The following is a 21,849-nucleotide window of genomic DNA, read 5'->3' on the forward strand; positions in this document are numbered from 1 at the left end:
GTCTACTTCGCGGCCGCGGCTTGTGCGGCTTTCGCGCCCGCCTCGGCTTGCTGGCGCAGGTAATGCTGGAGGCTTTTGAGTTCGTCGTCGCGCAGGTCGGCAAACTTCGGCATGCCGTAGGGCAGTACCTTGGCGCCGCCGACCACCACCGCCTTGAACGCGTCGAACGACAACGGGACCGGCGATGCACGCAGGTCCGGCCCGTAACCGCCGGACACTGCGCCGGAGCCGTGACACCACACGCACTGGCCCACGTAGAGATCAGCGCCCTTCTTCGCGAGCCCGCTGTCGATCTTGAAGTCGGCCGGCACCACCGGCTTGGGCACCAGCGGTGCGCCTACCTTCGGCATCGGCGCCTTGCCGTCCAGCGCAAACGTGTAGAGCTGGCGCTCCTGCGCGCGATAGCTCCAGCCGAACTGCGCGAGTGCGGTGCCGCCGGCCACCGAGACGCCCGCACCGCCAAAGCCGACCAGCAGCGAGACGTACTGCCGGCCATCGACCTCGTAGGTGATCGGCGGCGCGCTGATGCCGCTGCCCACGTTCACGCTCCACAGCTTCTCGCCGGTGCGCGCGTGGTAGGCGGCGAACTCGCCGGTCACGCCGCCCTGGAAAACCAGATCGCCCGCCGTCACCATAGTGCCGGCGTTCCAGAACTCGGGCTGCGCGACTTCCCAGACCTTGGTCTGCCGGATCGGGTCCCAGGCCAGCAGGCTGGAAGTGGCGACATCCTTGGGTACGTCGCCGTCCAGGCCCATGTTCACCGCCGGGTCGAGGGTGAAGTACGGCGAGCGCCAATCCACCATCTTGACCTCGGTGTCGTTGAACACCGCGGGGATTTCCTGCTTGGGGATATAGGCCAGCCCGGTCTTGGGGCTGTAGGACATGGCGTGCCAGCCGTGTGCGCCGAACGGACTGGGCCAGATCAGTTCCTCGCCGTCCTCATAGCGCGCGCCCTCGCGCTCGATGGGGCGCCCGGTCTTCGGATCGATCCCGGTCGCCCAGGTGACCTTGGCGAAGGCTTCGGTGGACAGCAGTTTGCCGTCGCTGCGGTCCAGCACGTAGAAAAAGCCGTTCTTCGGCGCATGCAGCGCGGCCTTTACCGGCTTGCCGTCGATCTCCAGGTCGGCCAGCACGATGTCCATGCTGGAGTTGTAGTCCCAGGTCTCGCCCGGCACGGTCTGGTAGTGCCACTTGTACTTGCCGGTGTCGGCGTCGAGGGCAACGACGGAACACAGGAAGAGATTGTCGCCGCCACCGGGTGAGCGCACCTTGCGGTTCCACGGCGAGCCGTTGCCGGTGCCGATCAGCACCTGGTTGAATTCCGGGTCGTAAGTGATGCCGTTCCAGACGTTGCCGCCGCCGCCGAGCTTCCACCACTCGCCGGTCCAGGTCTCGGCCGCCATTTCCTGCGAGGGGTCTTCGAAACCATCAGCCGGATTGCCCGGCACCACGTACCATTTCCACGCCAGCTTGCCGCTGGTGATGTGGTAGGCGGACACGTACCCGCGAGCGGCGCCGTGCTCGGTGCCGCCGTTGCCGATGAACACCAGCCCGCGGAACACCTTGGGGTGACCGGAGATGTACAGCGGCTTGCTCGGGTCCGTGGTCTGGGTGCTCCAGCGCGGCTTGCCGGTCTTGGCATCGAGCGCGATCAAGCGGCCGTCGATGGTGCAGATCACCAGCGTGCCCTTCCAGTACGCGAGGCCGCGGTTGGAATCCCACATGTTGCGCAGACGGTCGCCCGCGTGCTTGATCGACTCCGGATCGTATTCCCACAGCAGCTTGCCGGTCCTGGCATCCACCGCGCGGGTCACGCTCCAGCTCCCGGAGAAATACATCACGCCATCGACCACGATCGGCGTGCCAAGCAGGGAGTGATCGTCGGGCAGAGGCATCGACCATTGCAGGCCCAGTTTGGCAACGCTCTCGGTGTCGATCTGGGTCAGCGGGCTGTAGCGCTGTTCGTAGAAATTGCGGCCGTAGGCCAGCCAATTGGCGCCCTGCTCCTGATCGCTCAGGGCCTTGGCATCCACCACGGTCTGCGCATGGACATGAGACACAGCGGCAATCAGCACCAACGCACACGTGCAGGCAAAAAGCTTCATAGCTCCTCCATCCTGGCGATCCGCGACGCGCGGTCGACCGTTATTGTTTGCAGGCCACGAACTTGCAGTGTGGTCGACACAAGGTCAATCGGGGCAATCACGCAAGGCTTCCGAAAAAGGTGCGCTCTCGACCACCAATGGCCGCGTACACGCGCTCTTGCGGCGTCGCCGCCATACGGCATTGCGCGTCGATTGACCAGACTGCAGGGGTCCACAGCAATTGCACGATAATGACCAACCGCCTGCATCCTGTTCAGGTCGGATAGGCCCACCATTGAGCGCATGAGCGAAATCCCCGGTTACTCCTTGCTTGGCCGCATCCAGCAGCCGTCCGACCTGCGCCTGCTGCGAGCCGATGATCTGCCGCATCTGGCGGTGGAGGTGCGGCGCTTCCTGATCGAGACGCTGGGCCGCATCGGCGGCCATTTCGCCGCCAACCTCGGCACCGTCGAACTCAGCCTTGCCCTGCACCGCTGCTTCGACACCCCGCACGACCGTCTGGTCTGGGATGTCGGGCACCAGGCCTACCCGCACAAGATGCTCACGGGACGTCGCGCGCAACTGGAAACCATCCGCCGGCTCGGCGGCCTGCACCCGTTCTGCTCGCGCGACGAATCCGAGTACGACACCTTCGGCGTCGGCCACTCCAGCACCTCGATCAGCGCCGCCGCCGGCATGGCCGCCGCCGTCCGCATCAAGAACGAGCAGCGCCGCGTCGTCGCCATCATCGGCGACGGCGGCATGACCGCGGGCATGGCCTTCGAGGCGCTCAACCACGCCGGTCACCGCAAGCTCGACCTGCTGGTGATCTACAACGACAACGACATGTCCATCAGCGAGAACGTCGGCGCGCTGCGCGACCGTTCGGCGCGGCTGGTGCAGCGCCTGGGCCTGGTCGCGCCGCATCTGGCGCGACTGCCGCAGGACGCCGAGGACAACGAAGCCCACCTGAACGATCCGGCAGCGCTGTTCCGCACCCTGGGCTGCCGCTACCACGGGCCGGTCGACGGTCACGATCTGGACGCACTGACAGCGGCGATCGACCGCATCAAGGATCAACCCGGGCTCAAGCTGCTGCACGTGCTCACCGTAAAAGGCAAAGGCTTCGAGCCGGCAGAAGCAGACCCGATCAAGTACCACGGCGTCACCCAGTTCGACCCCGTGACCGGCGAGTTCCCGGCCGCGAAAAGCGGCGGTACGCCCAGCTACACGCAAGTGTTCGGACAATGGCTGTGCGAAGCCGCGGAGCGCGATCCGCGCGTGGTCGCCATCACCCCGGCGATGCGCGAAGGCTCCGGACTGGTCGACTTCGCACGCCGTTTTCCGGAGCGCTACCACGACGTCGGCATTGCCGAACAGCACGCGGTGACGCTGGCGGCCGGCATGGCCTGCGAGGGCCTGCGCCCGGTCTGCGCGATCTACTCCACGTTCCTGCAGCGAGGCTACGATCAGCTGATCCACGACGTTGCCCTGCAGAATCTGCCGGTGCTGTTCGCGCTGGATCGCGGCGGCCTGGTGGGCGCCGACGGCGCCACCCATCATGGCGCTTTCGACCTGAGCTATCTGCGCTGCATTCCCAACATGGTGGTGATGGCTCCCAGTGACGAGAACGAGTGCCGTCGCATGCTCAGCACCGGCCTGACCATCCAGCAGCCCAGTGCGGTTCGCTATCCGCGCGGCAACGGCCTGGGATTGCCCATGGAGGCCGACGCGCGTCCCCTGACTGTCGGCAAGGGTCGAATCGCACGCGAAGCGCACGGCCGGCGCCAGCCCAGGGTCGCGTTCCTGGCCTTCGGTGCCATGGTGCAAACCGCGCTGGACGCGGCGGAGATACTCGATGCCGTGGTCGCCGACATGCGCTTCGTCAAGCCGCTGGATCACGAACTGATCCTGGAACTGGCCAACGAGAACGACCTGATCGTTACCCTGGAGGACAACGTCAAACTCGGCGGTGCCGGCAGCGGCGTCAACGAAGTGCTGGTGGCGCAGCACCACACCGTGCCGGTGCTCAACCTGGGACTGCCGGACGAATTCGTCCAGCACGGCACGCGCACAGAGCTGCTTGGCGAAACCGGTCTGGACACTCAGGGCGTGTTGCGCGCCGTGCGCAAGCGACTACGCGGCAAGGATCTGGACAAAAGATCGAGCTTGGTTGGAAGAACGTAGAAGCCGGCCAAGTCCGAAGCTGGTTTTTGGCTATTTCTACGGGATAGGCGGTGAACTCAACTGCTGCTGCGGCCGGTCAGACACGCATTTGCGTAGCGTAATCGCCGAGCAGGTCCGACAGCACACAGGGCAGCCCTAGCATTGCTGGATTGTGCTTGCGAGTCAACTTGTACATCGGTGCAGGATGGTCGCGAACTTCCCTGATTGCAGCGGAATGCTGACTTCCGAGTCCCACACGTTGCGCAAGATGAGGCCCACGCGCGCTGATTTTGGGTACTCGCGACCAAGCCTCACTAAACGACGCATCGTCGCAACAGCGGACGGCAAACAGTTCGTGAAACCAGAAATACTGATGCGCAGCTTTTCGGTCGATCCAGTAATCGACGGCTGACTGCTTCCACGCTGCCGCGAGTGGGTGGTCTCTATTGGCGGCGAGAAACCATGTGGACAACGGCCGGTCTCCGCCAGGCTTGTCGAACGCGAAAAATCCCTCGCCAAAAACATCGGGAAACCAATCATCGAGCGGGCGTCTGCACAGAACGGTGGCGTCGACCCAGATACCGCCATGTGCCTGCAGCAAATGGATCCTCACCAGATCAGACAATGCGGTCGGTGTTATCTGCTTACCGGACAAGTTCGGAAGTTCGACCAGTTCTCTTACCGACTTGGTGTCGACAGGCTTGATCGTCCATCCCGGATTGAGCGCGATCCAGCTGTTGAGACAGGCGCGGGCGACCGGCGGCGCCTTGTCCCATCCTTGCAGCCAGCACATCCAGATGACGCGTTCCATGGCGGCGAATCACCTATGCCCCTTCATCAGGCCCCGAAGTTGATCTTCGCTTCCAGGTTGGTACGCGAGTCGGCGCTCGACAGCGCCTCTTCCAGGTCGATGATGCCGCGCTTGTAGAGCCCGTAGAGCGATTGATCGAAGGTCTGCATGCCGCGGTCGGATGACGACTCCATGGTGTTCTTGATCTCGTCAATCCGCCGCGACAGGATCAGTTCCTGGATGTACGGCGTGTTGAGCATCACTTCCACCGCCACGCAGCGCTTGCCGTCTTTGCGGCGCACCAGCCGCTGGCTGACGATGGCACGCAAGGTCAGCGACAGGTCCATGTAGAGCTGATCGCGGCCGTCTTGCGGGTACAGGTTGATCACGCGCTGCAGTGCCTGCGAGGCGTTGTTGGCATGCAGGGTGGTCAGCGCCAGGTGTCCGGTGTTGGCGAGCTGGATGCACGCATCCATGGTTTCGCGCCTGCGCACCTCGCCGATCAGGATCACGTCCGGCGCTTCGCGCAGGGACGAGATCAGGGCGCGCTCGTAACTTTCGGTGTCCTGCCCAACCTCGCGCTGATTGACGATGGAGCGGCGGTTGGGGTGCAGAAACTCGATGGGGTCCTCGATGGTGAGGATATGACCGGACTGGCTTTCGTTGCGATGGTTGATCATCGCCGCCAGGGTGGTGGACTTGCCGCTACCGGTCGCGCCCACCATCAGCATCATGCCGCGCCGCTGCATCACCAGGTCCTTGAGCGTCTCCGGCAGGCCCAGTGCCTCGATGGAGGGAATATCGGAACGCACGTAGCGCATGACCATCGCGATGGCGCCGCGCTGGCGGAATACGTTGACCCGAAAGCGGCCCAGGCCACCGGCCTGCGAGGCCAGATCGATCTCGCTCTTCTGTTCGAACAGCGTCTGCTGTTCCGGCGTCAGGATGGAATAGGCCAGCTCCTGGACGAATTCCGAAGTCATCAGCGTCTTGCCGATGGCCAGCATCTCGCCTTCGATGCGCAGCATCGCCGGCGCGTTGGACGTGAAATAGATGTCCGACGCGTTCTTCTCCACGCACAGGCGCAGATAGGGCAGGATTTTCAGCATCCAGAGGTGCCTGTATGAGTGGCCTTAGCGGCGAATGATCTGACCGGCGTCGTCATCGGCCAGCAATTGCATGCGCTTGACCACGTCGTCTTCCAGCAGGTTCTGCGCGGCGCGCCTGGATTCGAGCTTGATGCGCAGGCGCACCTCGTTCTGGGAGTCCGCGTTCCGGATCGCTTCTTCGTAACTGATGATGCGGTGCTCGAACAGATCGAACAGGAACTGATCGAAGGTGATCATGCCCTGCTCGGTGGAACGCGCCATCACATCCTTCAACTCGGCCACTTCGCCCTTGAAGATCATGTCCGACACCAGGGGCGAGTTGAGCATGATCTCCATCGCTGCCACGCGGCCGCCGGTTTCGCGTCGGATCAGACGCTGGCTGACGATGGCGCGCAGATTCAGGCCCAGGTCCATCAGCAGCTGTTCGCGCTTCTCTTCGGGGAAGAAGTTGATGATGCGATCCAGCGCGGTATTGGAGCTGTTGGCGTGCAGGGTGGTGAGCACCAGATGGCCGGTCTCGGCAAAGTGGATCGCGTACTCCATCGTTTCGCGCGTACGTACCTCGCCGATCTGGATGACATCCGGCGCCTGACGCAAGGTGTTCTTGAGCGCGTTGTCCCAGTTATGCGTGTCGATGCCGACCTCGCGCTGCGTCACCATGCAGCCGCCGTGGGCGTGCACGTATTCGATGGGATCCTCGATGGTGATGATGTGGCCCTTGGAGTTGGCGTTGCGGTAGCCCAGCATCGCCGCCAGCGAGGTGCTCTTGCCCGACCCCGTGGCCCCCACCATCAGCACCAGACCGCGCTTGGCGAGCGCGATCTGCTTGAGCTGTTCGGGCAGGCCCAGCTCCTCGAACGTCGGGATGTTGGTGTTGATGGTGCGCAGCACCGCGCCCACGCAGCCCTGCTGGACGAAGGCGGAAACGCGAAAGCGCCCGATACCCGGCGGGCTGATCGCAAACTGGCACTCGTTGGTGGCCTCGAATTCCTTGATCTGACGATCCGCCATCAGGCTGCGCACGATCAGCGCCGAATTCTCCGGCGACACCGGCTTGTCCATCACCGGCGTCAGATGACCGTCCACCTTGATCGCCGGCGGAAAGCCCGCGGTGATGAACAGGTCGGAGCCGTTCTTCTGCTTGAGCAGGGTCAGGAGCTGCTGGACGAGTCGTATGGCTTGTTCGCGTTCCATCTTTCTTTTACTCAGGGAGACGGGAGACGGGAGACGGGAGACGAAGATGTCCCGCAGCCAAGCGCGCAATCACGGAGAACCACACCCCATTTTTTGCTTTCACGTCTATCGTCTCCCCGGTCCCGTCTCCCCGCCTCTCACAGTTCCAACGCCTTGTTGGCCTTGCGCCGCGCATCGCCCGCGTCCACGTGGCCCTTCTTCACCAAGTCCTTGAGGCATTGCTCCAAGGTCTGCATGCCTTCTTTCTGGCCGGTCTGGATCGACGAATACATCTGCGCGATTTTGTTTTCGCGAATCAGATTCCGGATGGCCGGTGTGCCGATCATGATCTCGTGGGCGGCAATACGCCCGCCACCGCGCTTCTTGAGCAGGGTCTGCGAAACCACCGCGCGCAGGCCTTCCGACAGCATCGCGCGCACCATTTCCTTCTCTGCCGCCGGGAACACGTCGACGATGCGATCGATGGTCTTGGCCGCCGAACTGGTGTGCAGGGTGGCCAGCACCAGATGTCCGGTTTCCGCGGCCGACAGGGCCAGGCGGATGGTCTCCAAATCGCGCATTTCGCCGACCAGGATGGTGTCGGGGTCCTCGCGCAGGGCCGAGCGCAGGGCCTCGTTGAAACCGAGCGTATCGCGATGCACTTCGCGCTGGTTGATCATGCAACGCTTGGGCTGGTGCACGAACTCGATCGGATCCTCGATGGTGAGGATGTGGCCGTAGTCGGTCTCGTTCTTGTGATTGACCATTGCCGCCAGCGTGGTCGACTTGCCCGAGCCGGTAGGACCGGTCACCAGGATCAGCCCGCGCGGCAGGTCGGCCAGTTCCTTGAAGATCGGCGGGCAGTTCAACTCTTCCAGCGAGATGATCTTGGTCGGAATGGTGCGAAACACCGCGCCGGAGCCGCGCGCCTGGGTGAAGGCGTTGACGCGGAAGCGCGCCAGGCCGGGAATCTCGAAGGAGAAATCAGTCTCCAGGAATTCGTCGTAGGCCTTGCGCTGCTTGTCGTTCATGATGTCGTACACCATGCCGTGCACCTGCTTGTGCTCGAGCGGCGGCAGGTTGATGCGCTTCATCTCGCCGTCCACGCGGATCATCGGCTCCACTCCGGCCGAGATGTGCAGGTCGGAAGCGCCGTTTTTAACGCCGAACGTCAGCAGCTGTGCAATGTCCATGAACCCCCAAGGTTCTCCCTTATGCTGCACGTGTAGTGGCCCGACACTAGCCGCAATCCAGTGGGCAGGCAACCGGACTTCATGAGCACCCCATACCCCCCTTTGAACGAGCTTCGAGGCCGGATCGAGCGCGCCTGCCTGGCGGCCGGACGACCGGTGTCGGCAGTCGGACTGGTGGCGGTGTCGAAAACCTTCGATGCCCGGCACGTACGCAGGGTGGCGGACGCCGGACAGCGCGCCTTTGGCGAAAATTATCTGCAGGAGGCGCTGGCCAAGCAGTCTGCACTGGCGGACCTCGACCTCGAGTGGCATTTCATCGGCACACTTCAGTCCAACAAGGCCCGCGAGGCGGCGCTGCATTTCGACTGGGTGCACGGCGTGGACCGTCTGAAGCTGGCACAGCGACTGTCGAGCTTCGCGGCTGCGCGGTCGCGCCCGCTCAATGTGTGCATCCAGGTCAACATCTCGGGCGAGGCCAGCAAGTCGGGTTGCGCCCCGGAACAGGTCGTGTCGCTTTGCCAGTCGGTTCACGTCCTGCCCGGCCTGCGGCTGCGCGGCCTGATGGCGATTCCCGAACCGCCAGCCGACGGCGGCGATCCGCGCGCACCGTTTCGCCAGCTCCGTCGATCGTTCGAACAGGCTCGCGCGCAAGGCCTGCCACTGGATACCATCTCCGCCGGCATGAGCCAGGACCTGGAAGCCGCCATCGCCGAGGGCGCCACCCTTGTTCGGGTGGGTTCGGCATTGTTCGGAGCCAGGGCCTGAAGATTGCCCTCGCGGGATCCGACCCGGGCCGCCCTGGCGACGCGCGCCGACTCAGGTCGCAATGCCGCCCTGCTGTTCCCACCCCACCTCTTCTTCGACATCCCGCCATGACCCAGGACGAAGCCAAGCGCGAAGCCGCACGCGCAGCTCTCAAATTTTTGCAGCCGGGCGAAATCCTCGGCGTAGGCACCGGTTCCACCGTCAACCAGTTCATCGAGCTGCTGCGCCCCCACGTCGCCGACATCCCTGCTGCGGTCTCCAGCTCCGAGGCCTCTACCGCACGTCTGCAGGCATTGGGCATCCGTGTGGTCGATCTCAACGAAGCCGGGACGCTGTCCCTCTACGTGGACGGCGCCGACGAGGTCAATCGTCACCTGCAACTGATCAAGGGCGGCGGCGGTGCACTGACGCGCGAGAAGATCATCGCTGGCGCAGCCAGGACCTTCGTCTGCATCGTCGACGAGTCCAAGCAGGTGCGGGCCCTGGGGAAATTTCCGCTGCCGGTGGAAGTCATCCCGATGGCGCGCAGCTACGTGGCACGCGAGATGGTCAAGCTGGGCGGGTCGCCGGAACTGCGCAGAGGCTTCACCACCGACAACGGCAACCCGATCCTGGATGTGCACGGCCTGGAAATCCTGCAGCCGCTGGAGCTGGAATCGCGCATCAACCGGATTGCCGGCGTGGTCACCGTCGGCCTGTTTGCGCACCGACCGGCCGACCTGCTGATCGTGGGCGCGGCTTCGGGTATCCGCGAACTGAAGGCGGCCGGATAGACCGCGCGCCATCGCCAGCCCGGTCAGTGCACCTTGCGCGACCTGCCCGCGCGGCGGGCGAAATCCTGCTGCGGGCGACCACCGTGCTGCGACTCCCAGGGCTTGCGCAGCGCCGGACGCTGCGGCTTTCCAGGCGTCACGCCCTCAGGCAAGCGCATGGCGCTGCGCTTGGCTTCGCCGGCCGGCGGCGCGGCATGGTCGGCGGCAGGTTCGGCGGATTCGGCAGGTTCGACGGGGCGACCGGGCTTGTTCATGGGCGCGGCAAGATTCGGGTGACTGCAACGGATAGTGACGGCCGCAGTCTAAGGCCTGGCCGGCGTGGTCTGCGCGGGCTGGTTATCATTTCCGACTGATCCCTCTCTCAGGAGCCCGTCTCATGCTGCGTTCGCTCGTACTGACGTTTGCCTTGCTCGGCCTGCCGCTGGCCGCCGCCGCCGATTCGATGTCCGCCCTCAAAGAAGCTGCGAAGAAGGAGGCCAACACCCGGCTGGCGACCAAGCTCAATCTGCCGACGGCGGCGCCGGCCGAAGCCAAGGTCTATTTCATCGAACCCGCCGATGGCGCCACCGTGTCCAGCCCGGTCAAGGTGGTGTTCGGCTTGTCCGGCATGGGCGTCGCCCCCGCCGGCACCCAGATGGAAGGCACCGGCCACCATCATCTGCTGGTCGACAAGCCGACGGTCGACGTGACCGTGCCGCTGCCGGCCTCGGAACAGGTCATCCATTTCGGCAAGGGCCAGACTGAAACCACGCTCACGCTCAAGCCGGGCACCCACACCCTGCAACTGGTGTTTGCAGACTGGAAGCATCAGCCGTTCAACCCGACGGTGGCGTCCGAGGAGATCACGGTGACGGTCAAGTAAGAATCGGCACCGGGTCTTCGAGCCCCAACTTTCTGCTGGCGACGCGCCTGCGTCGCGTCATCACGCTGTCGAACATGAAAATCGAAAACCATGTCTTCCTGATCACCGGTGGCGCTTCCGGTCTGGGCGCCGCCACGGCCACTCTGCTCAGCCGCCAAGGCGGCAAGATCGTGATCGCCGATCTCAATGAAGATGCCGGACGGGCCCTGGTATCCGAACTGGGCACCAACGCCCGTTTCGCCAAGGTCAACGTCGCCGATGAAACGCAGGTTTCGGCTGCCATCGAGCTGGCAAGGTCGGAGTTCGGCGCCCTGCACGGTGCGGTGAATTGCGCCGGGATCGGCAGCCCGGCCAAGGTCCTGGGCAAGGATGGCCCGATGCCGCTGGATCAGTTCGCGCGCGTGATCAACATCAACCTGGTCGGCACGTTCAACGTCATCCGCCTGGCCGCCGCGCAGATGAACGCGCAGCCGCCCAACGACGAAGGCGAGCGTGGAGTGCTGATCAATACCGCGTCGATCGCCGCCTACGACGGCCAGATCGGCCAGCCCGCCTATGCGGCGTCCAAGGCTGGCGTGGTGGGCATGACCTTGCCCATCGCGCGCGAGTTCGCTCGCGTGGGCATCCGCATCGTCACCGTCGCACCCGGCCTGTTCGAGACACCGATGATGGCCTCGCTGCCGCAGGAGGCCCGCGATTCGCTGGGCAAGAGCGTGCCGTTCCCGGCGCGCCTGGGTCGTCCAGCCGAGTTTGCGCACCTGGTCCAGACCATCGTCGAGAATCCGATGCTCAACGGCGAAACCATCCGCCTGGATGGTGCGCTGCGTATGGCGCCCAAGTGAGTCGCGAAATCGTCCGCGACCGGGAATGACGGCGCCAGCGGATCACCCGGGCAGTCTGTTCGAGGCCCTGGGCGCCGAGACCGGCCTGAGAGCGCTGGTGGACGGGTTCTACGACCTGATGGACCGCGACCCCGCTTACGCGCGCCTGCGCAGGCTGCATCCGGCCGAGTTGCACGGCTCGCGCGACAAGCTGCACTGGTTCCTCTGCGGCTGGACCGGCGGCCCCGACCATTTCGTGCAGCGCTTCGGCCATCCGCGATTGCGCGCCCGTCATCTGCCCTATGCCATCGGCATCGTCGAGCGCGACCAGTGGCTGGCCTGCATGGATGGCGCGCTGCGGGCGCGCGCCCTGCCGGCGGACCTTCATCAGCGGCTGCTGGCTGCGCTGTTCCAGACCGCGGACTGGATGCGCAACACTCACACCGAGCCTGCATCCGCGCTGCCATCGGGGCGAACCTGACCAAGAGCGACAACTCCCGCCGGCCAGCGGGCCGTCGATAAGATGACCGGGTGGTCGCCGCCTCAGATCCTACGTTCCCGATGAATCCCGACCGGCCCGACATTCCCCTGCGCGTTGCAATCCGGGTCTGGCTGAAGATCGGCCTGATCAACTTCGGCGGGCCGGCAGGGCAGATTGCGCTCATGCACCGCCTTCTGGTCGAAGAGCGACGCTGGATTTCAGAGGCGCGCTTCCTGCACGCGCTCAACTATTGCATGTTGTTGCCCGGTCCCGAGGCGCAGCAGCTGGCGACCTATATCGGCTGGCTGATGCACCGCACTGTGGGCGGGCTGGTGGCCGGGACACTGTTCATCCTGCCGGGCTTCGTGCTGATGCTGCTGATCGGCGCCGCCTACGTTTCCTGGGGCGAACTGCAGTGGATGCAGGGCCTGTTGCTCGGCATGCAGGCGGCGACGCTCGCGATTGTCGTTCAGGCGGTGGTCCGGCTGGGGGCCAGAACGCTGCGGCACGGCGCGCTCTACGCGCTGGCCGCCGTGGCGTTTACCGCGATCTTCGCCTTCGATGTGCCGTTCCCGCTGATCGTGCTCGGCGCCGCCGCCCTCGGAATTCTGGGCACACGCCTGGTTCCGCGAGCCTTCGCACCGCCCGGCGAGGAGGGCGTCCTCGCCACCGCCGACCCCCTACCGGAAACGGCTGTTCCGCCACCGACATGGACGCTGCGCGTGTTGCTGTCGGGAGTGTTGCTGTGGGGTTTGCCGGTGCTGTTGTTGCTGGCGAGTCTGGGCGCCTCGCACGTCTACACGCAGCAGGCGCTGTTCTTCAGCAAGATGGCCGTGGTGACCTTCGGTGGCGCTTACGCGGTGCTGGCCTACATGACCCAGCAGGCGGTGGAACGCTATGGCTGGCTGTCGCCGACCGAGATGGTGCAAGGTCTGGCCCTGGCGGAAACCACACCCGGACCCTTGATCCTGGTGCTGACCTACGTGGGCTTTCTGGCGGCCTATCGCGAACCGGGGGCGCTGGATCCGCTGCTGGCCGGCGTGCTCGGAGGATCGTTATCCACCTGGATCACCTTTGTGCCCTGCTTTCTGTGGATCTTTCTGGGCGCACCGTACGTCGAGCGCCTTCGCGGCCACCGGGCCTTGTCCGCTGCGCTGACCGGCATCACCGCGGCGGTGGTCGGCGTGATCCTCAATCTGTCGGTCTGGTTTGCCCTGCACGTATGGTTTGCGCAGATCGCCGAGCGGCCGGTCTACGGCGTCAACCTGCCGCTGCCGCTGTGGTCGACGGCCGATCCGGTAGCGATCACCCTGAGCGCGATGGCGATGTTGGCGCTGCTGCCGCTGCGCGCCGGCCTGATGTGGGTCCTGGCGGGCAGCGCCGGGCTGGGACTGGTCGCCAGCTTGCTCGGCTGGACCGCCTGAACCCGCCGGGCGCAATTGGACGCTCGCGGCGTGCCGCGCAACCCGAACACCTGTCTCTGCGGCCGCAGGAGCGGCATCGGCGCAGGCCTACAATCGGTCCATCGCTTTCGACCTTTGGGAGTTGCCGATGAAACAGTCCCTCCAGCGCGTGGCCATCCTCGGTGGCGCGCGCATCCCGTTTGCCCGCTCCAACGGCGCCTACGCCGAAGCCTCCAACAAGGACATGCTTACCGCCACCTTGCGCGGCGTGGTGGATAAATTCCAGTTGCACGGCGAGCGCCTGGGCGAGGTGGCAGCTGGCGCCGTGCTCAAACACTCGCGAGATTTCAACCTGTGCCGCGAGTCGGTGCTGTCCTCCGGCCTGTCGGCCGAAACGCCCGCCTATGACGTGCAGATGGCCTGTGCCACCGGCCTGCAGACGGCGGTGAACATTGCCAACAAGATTGCGGTTGGCCAGATCGATTCCGGCATCGCCGGCGGCGTGGACACCACCTCCGACGCACCCATCGGCGTCAACGAAAAGTTGCGCAAGATTCTGCTGGAAGCCAATCGTGCCAAGACCAACGGCGCCAAGCTCAAGGCGCTGGCCAAGTTTCGCCCGTCGATGCTCGCGCCTTCGACACCGGCGGTGACCGAGCCGCGCACCAGGATGAGCATGGGCCAGCATGCCGAGGCCACTGCCAAGGTCTGGGGCATCACCCGCGAGGAGCAGGACCAGCTGGCGTTCGATTCGCACCAGAAGGCCGCCGCCGCCTACGACTCCGGGTTCTACGCCGACCTGGTGGTGCCGTTCCGCAGCCTGGAGCGCGACAACAACCTGCGTGCCGACACCAGCCTGGAAAAGATGGCCAGCCTCAAGCCGGCCTACGACCGCGCCAATGGCACGCTCACCGCGGCCAACTCCACGCCGCTGACCGACGGTGCGTCGGCCGTGCTGCTGGCGTCGGAGGACTGGGCCGCCGCACGCGGTCTGGAGCCGCTGGCCTACCTGATGCACGCCGAAACCGAGGCGGTGGACTTCGCCACCGGCAAGGAAGGCCTGCTGATGGCGCCGACCTACGCGGTGCCGCGCATGCTGGAGCGTGCCGGCCTGACCCTGCAGGATTTCGATTTCTACGAGATCCACGAAGCCTTTGCCGCTCAGGTGCTGTGCACGCTCAAGGCCTGGAACGATCCCAAATTCTGCGCCGAGCAGCTCGGCCTGGACGGCGTGCTCGGCAGCATCGACCGCTCGCGCATGAACATCCGCGGCGGATCGCTGGCGCTGGGCCATCCGTTTGCCGCCACCGGCGGGCGCATCCTGGCCACGCTGGCCAAGATCATCGACGAGAACCGCGGCGGCCGTGGGCTGATCTCGATCTGCGCGGCGGGTGGGTTGGGCATTACGGCCATTGTCGAACGCTAACCGGCAGCGTCGCCGCCAACGAATGCATGGCCGAAATCTTCGTTCGCAGTCGCTCCCTGGCGTCGGCGCGCACTCGGGTCTGATGCCGATATCTCATTCGAACCTGTGCTAGCTTTTTCGGGGTCCGGCGTCGGAATGCTTCCGACCCCCTCGCGCAAGCGGGGATGAGGGCTAGGGATTCTCTGATTTACCTGGTGACTGGCGCCCCAAGCCGATAAGAAATCCGAATTATGGGTGCTTGGATCGCCTCGGATGCCTCGTTTCTTGGCCTTTCGGCCTCAATCGCTGTGCAGCAGGCGGATTACGCCTGCTGCAGCTTCATCAATTGAGCGCGCGCCAGGTACAGGTTGGCCAGCGCGCAGGTCACCTGCAGCCGGTGCAGGTTCTTCGCCAGACCGCGGTAGCGGACCTTGGTAAAACCGAAGCGCAGCTTGATCACCGCAAAGACGTGCTCGACCTTGGCGCGCACCTTGGACTTGGTCCGGTTCTTCGCCCGCTCTGATTCGTCGATGACGCCCTTGAGACGGTAGCGCCGGTTGGTGAAATCCAGCGCCTGCGGGGCCTTCTCACGAATGACGCTGCCCTGACCGCGATACGCCTGATCACCCCACACCCGCGTCTCCTGGCCGTGCAGCAGTTCCGGCAATACCCGGCAGTCGGCCACGTTCGCCGCCGTGGCTTGTACCGAATGAATCAGCCGGGTCCGGCTGTCGACACCCACGTGCGCCTTCATGCCGAAGTACCACTGGTTGCCTTTCTTGGTCTGGTGCATCTCGGGATCGCGCTGCTGTTGCTGATTCTTGGTCGAACTCGGCGCGCCAATGATCGTGGCATCCACGATCGTCCCTTTGCTGATCTTGAAGCCCTGCTCCTGAAGGTAGCGCTGGACCTGGTCAAACAGCGGCTTGCCCAGGGTGTTGCGCTCCAGCAGGTGGCGGAACTTGCAGATCGTGGTTTCGTCCGGCGGCGCCTCCAGGCCCAGGTCAATCCCCGCAAAACGGCGCATCGACGCCGAGTCGTACAAGGCCTCCTCGGCCGCCGGGTCCGACAGATCGAACCACTGCTGCAGAAAGTAGATCCGCAGCATCCGCTCCAGTGCTATCGGTGGCCGTCCGCCGCTGCCGGTATCCTTGAAGTAATACGGCTCGATCACCTCGCACAGCGAGGACCACGGCATCACCGAGTCCATCTGCTCCAGGAAGCGCGCCCGCTTGGTCGTGCGCGCGTACTTCTCAAATCCACTGCCCAGGCTCTGTTGCTTCATCAAAGTCATCCGTCTGTCCGTTCCAGATTGAAACGCAAACAGCGTGCAACTTCGAGAGGTAAATCAGAGAATCCCTAGAGCACGTTTTGTTTATTTGCAGACATATCCGCGAGAAGCGAAGCCGGTGTAGCCCGGGTGCAACCCGGGGTTTGCCTTCGCCGAGACGCGGAACCCCGGGTTTCACCCGGGGCCTGCTCAGCATGACAGCAAGAGTGTCTGCACATGAACCACAATCGCTCTAATTTCATCGGACAGCTCCGCTCGCTCGCGCTGTGACAATGCAAGAAGTCTGCGCCTTGAAGCCGATGCGGCCCTATCCGAATGTCTTTGCCCTCACTTCGACTCGAGGCGAGCCACCGATCAAACCGACCCACCACTCGCCGTCGGCGTGACTCGACATTCCCGCACTGGGCATATCCGTGCCCGAAAAGGGCATCACAAAATCCGCCTGCACCCTAACGGTCGACCAAACGGCGTGCGGGTGTTTCGCGCAGAGATCCCCCAGATTCCTGCGTAGATCCGCTCTGCCCCGCTACGCCGCCCGATAACGTTCGCCTTCCGGCGTGATGCGGCCCAGCGCGGCCAGGGTTTCCAGGATCTGGGGCAGGCGTTTTTTCCACCCGCCCCTACCGCTGAAGTGCGCGGCGACGCCGTCCAGGTCCAGCGCGCCCGGTTGGCCGCGCAGCAGATCGGCGACCGCGCGCACCTGCGCAGGCAGTTCAGCCGGCCAGGGCTGGCGTCTGGAGACGCCGCCAGCAACGGCTGGTGCTGCGACGGCATCGTCGTCGTCCGCCACGCCGACATCGGCCTCCACCTGAGTCGCTGCATGACCCCGAGGATTCTGGAAGTCCGGTCGCAACCAGCGAATGTGGCCGCGTGCTTCTTCAGTGGCGCGTTCGGCGTTGAGCGCCACCAGCCGGTTCAGCAGCTCGGCTTGCGCGCGCGCTTGCGCCGCGTCTGGCTCCGCAAACGGCGTGGTGCCGCCGGGTTTGCCGACCAGATCGGGCGCCAGATCGTCCCAGCCGTAGGCGGCCAGCACTTCGCGGTCCAGATCGTCGTGCAGGCTGGCCAGCACGCTCACCAGGCCCTGCTCGTGAATGATCTTCTCTTTGGTGGTGAGCGGCCGCTGCTGGCGCAGCGCTTCCAGCACGTTGTAGCAGCCGGTGAGGGTCAGGTCGGGATGCGCGGCCTGCTGACGCTTGCGGTGGGCGTCGATGGCCTCGGCGAGTCCGCCGATGCGGGTGGACTGCTCGGGGGTGAGGTCGGGGAAGGGGAAGGTTTCGAAGCAACTGCCCTTGGTGTATCGGGAGTCATTGCCGACGCCCAATCGGGAGCCCGCCTCCAGCGACCACAGCACATGCGCTCTCGAAGACATCGTCCCCAGGTGCTCCGCCGAGTCCAGTGCGAACATGACCGTGGTGCTGTCACAGATCGCCCGCGATTCGACGAACTGAAAAGTGCGGAATTTGGCCGTGAGCGAAGTTGCGATCGCCCGGTCGCATCCAGCGAGGGCTGGCCTGAACGTATTTCGGGCTTCTCCGTAAATCCACCACCGATCCCGCACTGAAGCGCGTGGGTTTTGATCACGTTCAGGCTTCACCCGCGACGCGATCCATTGATAGATCGATGCCTGCTTTTCCCTTAGCTCGGGGATAGAAAGGTCGCAAACGTCAATTGCGTGCATCCCTCGCGACTTTTGTGTCAGGTCACGACCTGAATACAGCGGCCAGATACGGGACTGCGGGCTGCAGAAATTCGCGTCGAGGTTGCGTGCTTCCGCTTCGCCGACCACGAAGCCCGTTCCGGTCAACTGGTACCCGACGCAACTGAGGCGTGCGTTCCCTGTAAGCGTGTTCAGGCGGCTGACATCGAAGCCGATGTTGAGGCTGGATGTGATTAATCCCTTTACGGTCACAAGTTCCACATTGACCTCGCCTTCTTCGCCCGGCGACTCGCGGCGAACGGTTTGCAGCCTGCCCGGTGACTCGACCGCGCTTGCCACCGTCATTGCCACACGGACGGCGGCACCGTCGCTGCTGTCGACCCAAGGATGATCTGGAATGACAAAGGCCAGCGACACCGGCGGTTTCGCGTTCATGTGCCTGATCAACACCTTGCGCGAGAACTCCTGCCGAATGCTGTTCGTCGTGATCAGGCCGAACTGGCGCAGGTTGCCAGCGCGTACTTTCTCGGCGGCAATGTCCCACCAGTACATGACGAAGTCGGCGTGCTCAGGCACATCCTCGTACGTTGATCGCAGCGCGTTCAGGTAACCGTCACCAAGGGCGAGGCGAATCGTTCGCGCGCCGAGATACGGCGGATTCCCCACCACAAACTCGGCCTCGGGCCAGTCGGCCTTGCGCGGGTTGGCGTAGCGCTCGATGGGCACGCGTGCGGCTTCGTCCGGCACGTCTTCGCCGGTGACCGGGTGTTTCTTGAAGGTGTGGCCGTCCCAGCGGGTTTGCGGCTGGCCGGCGTCGTCGGTGACGTAGTCCATGCCGTCATGCGCCAGCACTGCGTCGCGGCATTCGATGGTGCGAAAGTCTTTGAGCACCGGCAGCGGCGGGGTGGCGTCCTTGCGGGTGCGGAAGTGCCATTGCAGGTAGCCGATCCACAGCACCAGTTCGGCCAGCGCGGCGGCGCGGGGGTTGATCTCCAGCCCCAGAAACTGGTGCGGGTCCACGGTGAGCCCTTCGGCTTCGAGGCTCATGCTCTGGCCCAGGGCTTCCATCTGGTTGAGCACTTCGCCTTCGAGCCGCTTGAGGTGCTCCAGGGTCACATATAGAAAGTTGCCGCTGCCGCAGGCCGGGTCCAGCACGCGCACGTTGCACAACTGTTGATGGAAGCTGCGCAGTTCTTTCAGGGCGCCCTTGGTGTCGCCCTCTTTGGCGAGGGTGAGCGCGGCGGCCTGGGCGTGCTGCCAGTCGTCGCGCAGCGGTTCGATGACGGTGGGCAGCACCAGCCGCTCCACATAGGCACGCGGGGTGTAATGGGCGCCCAGCTTGTGGCGCTCGCGCGGTTCCAGCGCGCGTTCCAGCAGGGTACCGATGATGGCGGGTTCGACCTGCGTCCAGTCGGCCATGCCGGCCTTGATGAGCAGGTCAATCTGCGCGCGCTTGAGCGGCAATACATCGGGGCTCTTGAAAAGCTTGCCGTTGAAGCGCAACAGTTCCTTGCGCAGCAGCACCGAGAACCCGCCGCGGTCCATGGTCTGCCACAGGTCCGCAACCAGCGGCACGAACTGCTCGGGATGGTCGCTGAGCGTTTGCAGCAGTTCGGTGAAGCTGCGTACCGGCAGCAGGCCCACGTCTTCGGCAAAGAAGGTGAACAGGCAGCGGGTGAGAAAGCCCGCCACGGCCTGCGGCGGGTGGCCGTCGGCTTCCAGCGCCCGCGCCACTTCGGCCAGTTGCCCGGCAATCTTGCGGGTCACGGCGGCGGCAATGCGCGCGGGGTTGAGCGCCAGCGGGTCCAGCCACAGGGTGCGTAGCCGGTCCTGAATCTCGGGCTTGCGCAAGTCGGTGAGCCGAATGCGGTGACTGCGCGGATCGGGAAACGGCGTGTAGGTGGCGCCGCTCTGGCTGAACTCGGCGTACAGCTCGATGACGTGGCCTACGTCCACCACCATCAAGAACGGCGGGCGGCCCTCGCTGGCAGGCAGGGCGCGGGCGTAGTTTTCGGCCTGGCTGCGGGCGCGCAGCAGGGCGTCGTCGAAGGCTTTGCCGTCGGCCTTCTTGACCTTCTTGGCCTCGCCGATGAAGCAGCCGCGCCGGTACAGGTCGATAAAGCCCTGCGAGCTGCTGCCGTCGCCATGCCGAAAGGTGACGCGCCGCTCGAACACGTAGGCGTTGTCGCGGGTGTCGTCCTGTGCGGGGTCGGGCTGGGGCAGGTCCAGCACCGCGCACAGTTCGGTGAGGAAGAGCTGGTAGTTGGCGCGTTCGCTGCCGCCGCTGGGTTGCCAACGGGCAATGAAGGCTTCGAGGTCCGGAGTCATGCCGAATTATCGACATAGATGCCAGGCCGCGTGAGCCAGGCAAGCGACGCGGCCGGGCCAGGGCGCGACGAGTCCCCTAAGATGTCGCGCTCACAGCGGGTGCCGCCGGGGACCGCGTGACCAGGGATGCATGACAGCAACGCATGACGCGAGTCGCATGAACAGGGAACACTGGGGTAGCCGATTCGGCTTCATCATGGCGGCCGCCGGCTCGGCTATCGGGCTGGGCAACGTATGGCGCTTTCCCTATGTGGCAGGCGAAAACGGCGGCGGCGCCTTCCTGTTGATCTATCTGGCGATCATCGCGGTGTTCGGCTTTTCGCTGGCGATGACCGAAATTGCGCTGGGACGTGCCACCCAGCGCAACCCGGTGGGCGCGTTCCGTCAACTGGGCGGCCGCCTGTGGACCCCCGCGGGCTATCTGGGTGTCATCGCCGGATTCGTGATCCTGTCGTTCTACTGCGTGGTGGCAGGGTGGACGCTGGCCTACATCGGCTTCATGGCGCGCGGTCTGCTGGGCAGCACCGATCCCGCGGTGCTTGGACAAAGCTTCGAAGCGTTCATCGGCGATCCCTGGATACCGCTGTACTACGCCGCGGGCTTCATGGCCCTGGTGGTGCTGGTGGTGTCCAGCGGCGTCGGTCGAGGCATTGAGCGCGCCAACAAGTGGCTGATGCCGGCGCTGTTCCTGCTGCTGCTGATCCTGCTGATTCGCGCGGTGACCCTGCCGGGCGCTGGCGAAGGTCTTCGTTTTCTGCTGATGCCGGATTTCTCCAAGGTCAGCGGCGCCACCTTCGGTGCTGCGCTGGCGCAGGCGTTCTTTTCGCTGAGCCTGGGCATGGGCTGCCTGCTGACCTACGGCTCCTACCTGTCGCGCAGCACGCGCATTCCCACCACCACCGCCACCGTGGTCGGCCTGGACCTCCTGGCTTCCCTCATGGCCGGCATGATCGTGCTGCCGGTGGTGTTCTCGTTCGGCTTCGACCCGAGCAGCGGGCCGGGGCTGACGTTCGTCACCTTGCCGGCGATCTTCGCCTCCATGCCCGGCGGCGCGATTTTCGGCGTGATGTTCTTCCTGCTGCTCGCCATCGCGGCGCTGACCTCGGCCATCTCCATCCTGGAACCTGCGGTGGCCTACTTCGTCGACGAGTACGGCTACACGCGCCGACGCACGGTGTCGATCTGTGCACTGGTGTGCCTGGCGCTGGCAGTGCCGTCATCGCTGTCGTTCGGCCACTGGTCGGGCCTGAAAATTCTGGATCGCTCCTTCTTCGATCTGATGGACTACACCGCGACCAACCTGATGCTGCCGCTGGGTGCGCTGCTCACCTCCCTGTTCGTCGGCTGGCGCTGGGCTGCCGGCGCGCGTCGCGAAATCTTCGAAGGCACCGGCATTGCCGGTATCTGGATTTCGGTCTGGCTGCTGGTGCTGCGCTTCGTTGCGCCGGCGGGGCTGGTGTGGATATTCCTGGCGTCTTCGGGCCTTCTGTAAAACCTCGCGCAAACCTTCGCAGATAATCGCTTGCGAACCTTACTCTCCGGGAGTCT

At 64.7% G+C, this 21,849-nt stretch carries 17 protein-coding genes; 9 read left to right on the forward strand and 8 right to left on the reverse strand.

The annotated features are described in order from the left end of the window. Nucleotides 1–2 precede the first annotated feature (2 nt). Nucleotides 3–2,105 (reverse strand): PQQ-dependent dehydrogenase, methanol/ethanol family, encoded by a 2,103-nt coding sequence (locus ACOOHP_RS11715; RefSeq protein ID WP_420466607.1) that lies wholly within the window; start codon nt 2,103–2,105, stop codon nt 3–5. Between the two features lie 282 nt (nt 2,106–2,387). Here ACOOHP_RS11715 and dxs point away from each other — a divergent pair, with 282 nt between their 5' ends. Next, nucleotides 2,388–4,271, forward strand: a complete 1,884-nt coding sequence (dxs, locus tag ACOOHP_RS11720; RefSeq protein ID WP_420466608.1) for a 1-deoxy-D-xylulose-5-phosphate synthase — start codon at nt 2,388–2,390, stop codon at nt 4,269–4,271. A 76-nt stretch (nt 4,272–4,347) separates the two neighbouring features. Here the strand turns inward: dxs and ACOOHP_RS11725 are convergent, their stop codons facing one another. The 4 genes from ACOOHP_RS11725 to ACOOHP_RS11740 form a co-directional block, all read right to left on the reverse strand. Beyond that, nucleotides 4,348–5,061, reverse strand: a complete 714-nt coding sequence (locus ACOOHP_RS11725) for a capsular polysaccharide synthesis protein (protein WP_420466609.1) — start codon at nt 5,059–5,061, stop codon at nt 4,348–4,350. A gap of 26 nt (nt 5,062–5,087) precedes the next feature. Continuing rightward, nucleotides 5,088–6,149 carry a PilT/PilU family type 4a pilus ATPase gene (locus ACOOHP_RS11730; RefSeq protein ID WP_420466610.1) on the reverse strand — a complete coding sequence of 354 codons (1,062 nt, stop codon included), beginning with the start codon at nt 6,147–6,149 and terminating at the stop codon, nt 5,088–5,090. Between the two features lie 24 nt (nt 6,150–6,173). Continuing rightward, the gene (locus ACOOHP_RS11735) at nt 6,174–7,343 is read right to left on the reverse strand and encodes a PilT/PilU family type 4a pilus ATPase (RefSeq protein WP_420466611.1); all 1,170 of its coding nucleotides are present in this window, start codon (nt 7,341–7,343) and stop codon (nt 6,174–6,176) included. Nucleotides 7,344–7,480: 137 nt separating this feature from the next. After that, complete coding sequence (locus tag ACOOHP_RS11740; protein ID WP_420466612.1) at nt 7,481–8,515, reverse strand: type IV pilus twitching motility protein PilT; 1,035 nt, start codon at nt 8,513–8,515, stop codon at nt 7,481–7,483. Nucleotides 8,516–8,596: 81 nt separating this feature from the next. Here ACOOHP_RS11740 and ACOOHP_RS11745 point away from each other — a divergent pair, with 81 nt between their 5' ends. Both ACOOHP_RS11745 and rpiA read left to right on the forward strand, forming a co-directional pair. After that, nucleotides 8,597–9,280 (forward strand): YggS family pyridoxal phosphate-dependent enzyme, encoded by a 684-nt coding sequence (locus tag ACOOHP_RS11745; protein WP_420466613.1) that lies wholly within the window; start codon nt 8,597–8,599, stop codon nt 9,278–9,280. A gap of 107 nt (nt 9,281–9,387) precedes the next feature. Beyond that, nucleotides 9,388–10,053, forward strand: a complete 666-nt coding sequence (gene rpiA / locus ACOOHP_RS11750) for a ribose-5-phosphate isomerase RpiA (protein ID WP_420466614.1) — start codon at nt 9,388–9,390, stop codon at nt 10,051–10,053. Between the two features lie 23 nt (nt 10,054–10,076). Here the strand turns inward: rpiA and ACOOHP_RS11755 are convergent, their stop codons facing one another. Continuing rightward, a complete protein-coding gene (locus ACOOHP_RS11755) occupies nt 10,077–10,307 on the reverse strand; it encodes a hypothetical protein (protein WP_420466615.1) in 231 nt (76 codons plus the stop codon). Between the two features lie 122 nt (nt 10,308–10,429). Between ACOOHP_RS11755 and ACOOHP_RS11760 the strand changes: the two genes are divergently transcribed. From ACOOHP_RS11760 to ACOOHP_RS11780, 5 genes are all read left to right on the forward strand, one after another. Further along, on the forward strand, nt 10,430–10,915 hold the full coding sequence (locus ACOOHP_RS11760; RefSeq protein ID WP_420466616.1) for a DUF4399 domain-containing protein: 486 nt from the start codon (nt 10,430–10,432) through the stop codon (nt 10,913–10,915). 74 nt (nt 10,916–10,989) lie between these two features. Further along, nucleotides 10,990–11,757, forward strand: coding sequence for a 3-hydroxyacyl-CoA dehydrogenase (locus tag ACOOHP_RS11765; protein ID WP_420466617.1), 768 nt, complete (start codon nt 10,990–10,992; stop codon nt 11,755–11,757). A 25-nt stretch (nt 11,758–11,782) separates the two neighbouring features. After that, nucleotides 11,783–12,217 carry a group II truncated hemoglobin gene (locus tag ACOOHP_RS11770; RefSeq protein WP_420466618.1) on the forward strand — a complete coding sequence of 145 codons (435 nt, stop codon included), beginning with the start codon at nt 11,783–11,785 and terminating at the stop codon, nt 12,215–12,217. A gap of 80 nt (nt 12,218–12,297) precedes the next feature. Further along, nucleotides 12,298–13,641 carry a chromate efflux transporter gene (gene chrA, locus ACOOHP_RS11775; protein WP_420466619.1) on the forward strand — a complete coding sequence of 448 codons (1,344 nt, stop codon included), beginning with the start codon at nt 12,298–12,300 and terminating at the stop codon, nt 13,639–13,641. Nucleotides 13,642–13,768: 127 nt separating this feature from the next. Then, a complete protein-coding gene (locus ACOOHP_RS11780; protein ID WP_420466620.1) occupies nt 13,769–15,046 on the forward strand; it encodes an acetyl-CoA C-acetyltransferase in 1,278 nt (425 codons plus the stop codon). A gap of 301 nt (nt 15,047–15,347) precedes the next feature. Here ACOOHP_RS11780 and ACOOHP_RS11785 read toward each other — a convergent pair whose 3' ends face one another. Together ACOOHP_RS11785 and ACOOHP_RS11790 are read right to left on the reverse strand one after the other, a co-directional pair. Next, on the reverse strand, nt 15,348–16,310 hold the full coding sequence (locus tag ACOOHP_RS11785; RefSeq protein WP_420464632.1) for an IS5 family transposase: 963 nt from the start codon (nt 16,308–16,310) through the stop codon (nt 15,348–15,350). 532 nt (nt 16,311–16,842) lie between these two features. Beyond that, on the reverse strand, nt 16,843–20,301 hold the full coding sequence (locus ACOOHP_RS11790) for a class I SAM-dependent DNA methyltransferase (RefSeq protein ID WP_420466621.1): 3,459 nt from the start codon (nt 20,299–20,301) through the stop codon (nt 16,843–16,845). A 157-nt stretch (nt 20,302–20,458) separates the two neighbouring features. Between ACOOHP_RS11790 and ACOOHP_RS11795 the strand changes: the two genes are divergently transcribed. Further along, on the forward strand, nt 20,459–21,793 hold the full coding sequence (locus ACOOHP_RS11795) for a sodium-dependent transporter (protein WP_420466622.1): 1,335 nt from the start codon (nt 20,459–20,461) through the stop codon (nt 21,791–21,793). Nucleotides 21,794–21,849: the final 56 nt, after the last annotated feature.

Source organism: Panacagrimonas sp., assembly GCF_965216805.1.
Classification (GTDB): domain Bacteria; phylum Pseudomonadota; class Gammaproteobacteria; order Nevskiales; family Nevskiaceae; genus Panacagrimonas.

Bases quoted from the DNA above. Each gene is read 5' to 3' on its own strand.
- ACOOHP_RS11725 (WP_420466609.1), bottom strand. From the start codon at position 5,061: ATGGAACGCGTCATCTGGATGTGCTGGCTGCAAGGATGGGACAAGGCG.
- dxs (WP_420466608.1), top strand. From the start codon at position 2,388: ATGAGCGAAATCCCCGGTTACTCCTTGCTTGGCCGCATCCAGCAGCCG.
- ACOOHP_RS11745 (WP_420466613.1), top strand. From the start codon at position 8,597: ATGAGCACCCCATACCCCCCTTTGAACGAGCTTCGAGGCCGGATCGAG.
- ACOOHP_RS11740 (WP_420466612.1), bottom strand. From the start codon at position 8,515: ATGGACATTGCACAGCTGCTGACGTTCGGCGTTAAAAACGGCGCTTCC.
- ACOOHP_RS11715 (WP_420466607.1), bottom strand. From the start codon at position 2,105: ATGAAGCTTTTTGCCTGCACGTGTGCGTTGGTGCTGATTGCCGCTGTG.
- ACOOHP_RS11790 (WP_420466621.1), bottom strand. From the start codon at position 20,301: ATGACTCCGGACCTCGAAGCCTTCATTGCCCGTTGGCAACCCAGCGGC.
- ACOOHP_RS11735 (WP_420466611.1), bottom strand. From the start codon at position 7,343: ATGGAACGCGAACAAGCCATACGACTCGTCCAGCAGCTCCTGACCCTG.
- ACOOHP_RS11795 (WP_420466622.1), top strand. From the start codon at position 20,459: ATGAACAGGGAACACTGGGGTAGCCGATTCGGCTTCATCATGGCGGCC.
- ACOOHP_RS11760 (WP_420466616.1), top strand. From the start codon at position 10,430: ATGCTGCGTTCGCTCGTACTGACGTTTGCCTTGCTCGGCCTGCCGCTG.
- ACOOHP_RS11730 (WP_420466610.1), bottom strand. From the start codon at position 6,149: ATGCTGAAAATCCTGCCCTATCTGCGCCTGTGCGTGGAGAAGAACGCG.
- rpiA (WP_420466614.1), top strand. From the start codon at position 9,388: ATGACCCAGGACGAAGCCAAGCGCGAAGCCGCACGCGCAGCTCTCAAA.
- ACOOHP_RS11755 (WP_420466615.1), bottom strand. From the start codon at position 10,307: ATGAACAAGCCCGGTCGCCCCGTCGAACCTGCCGAATCCGCCGAACCT.
- ACOOHP_RS11765 (WP_420466617.1), top strand. From the start codon at position 10,990: ATGAAAATCGAAAACCATGTCTTCCTGATCACCGGTGGCGCTTCCGGT.
- ACOOHP_RS11770 (WP_420466618.1), top strand. From the start codon at position 11,783: ATGACGGCGCCAGCGGATCACCCGGGCAGTCTGTTCGAGGCCCTGGGC.
- ACOOHP_RS11785 (WP_420464632.1), bottom strand. From the start codon at position 16,310: ATGAAGCAACAGAGCCTGGGCAGTGGATTTGAGAAGTACGCGCGCACG.
- chrA (WP_420466619.1), top strand. From the start codon at position 12,298: ATGAATCCCGACCGGCCCGACATTCCCCTGCGCGTTGCAATCCGGGTC.
- ACOOHP_RS11780 (WP_420466620.1), top strand. From the start codon at position 13,769: ATGAAACAGTCCCTCCAGCGCGTGGCCATCCTCGGTGGCGCGCGCATC.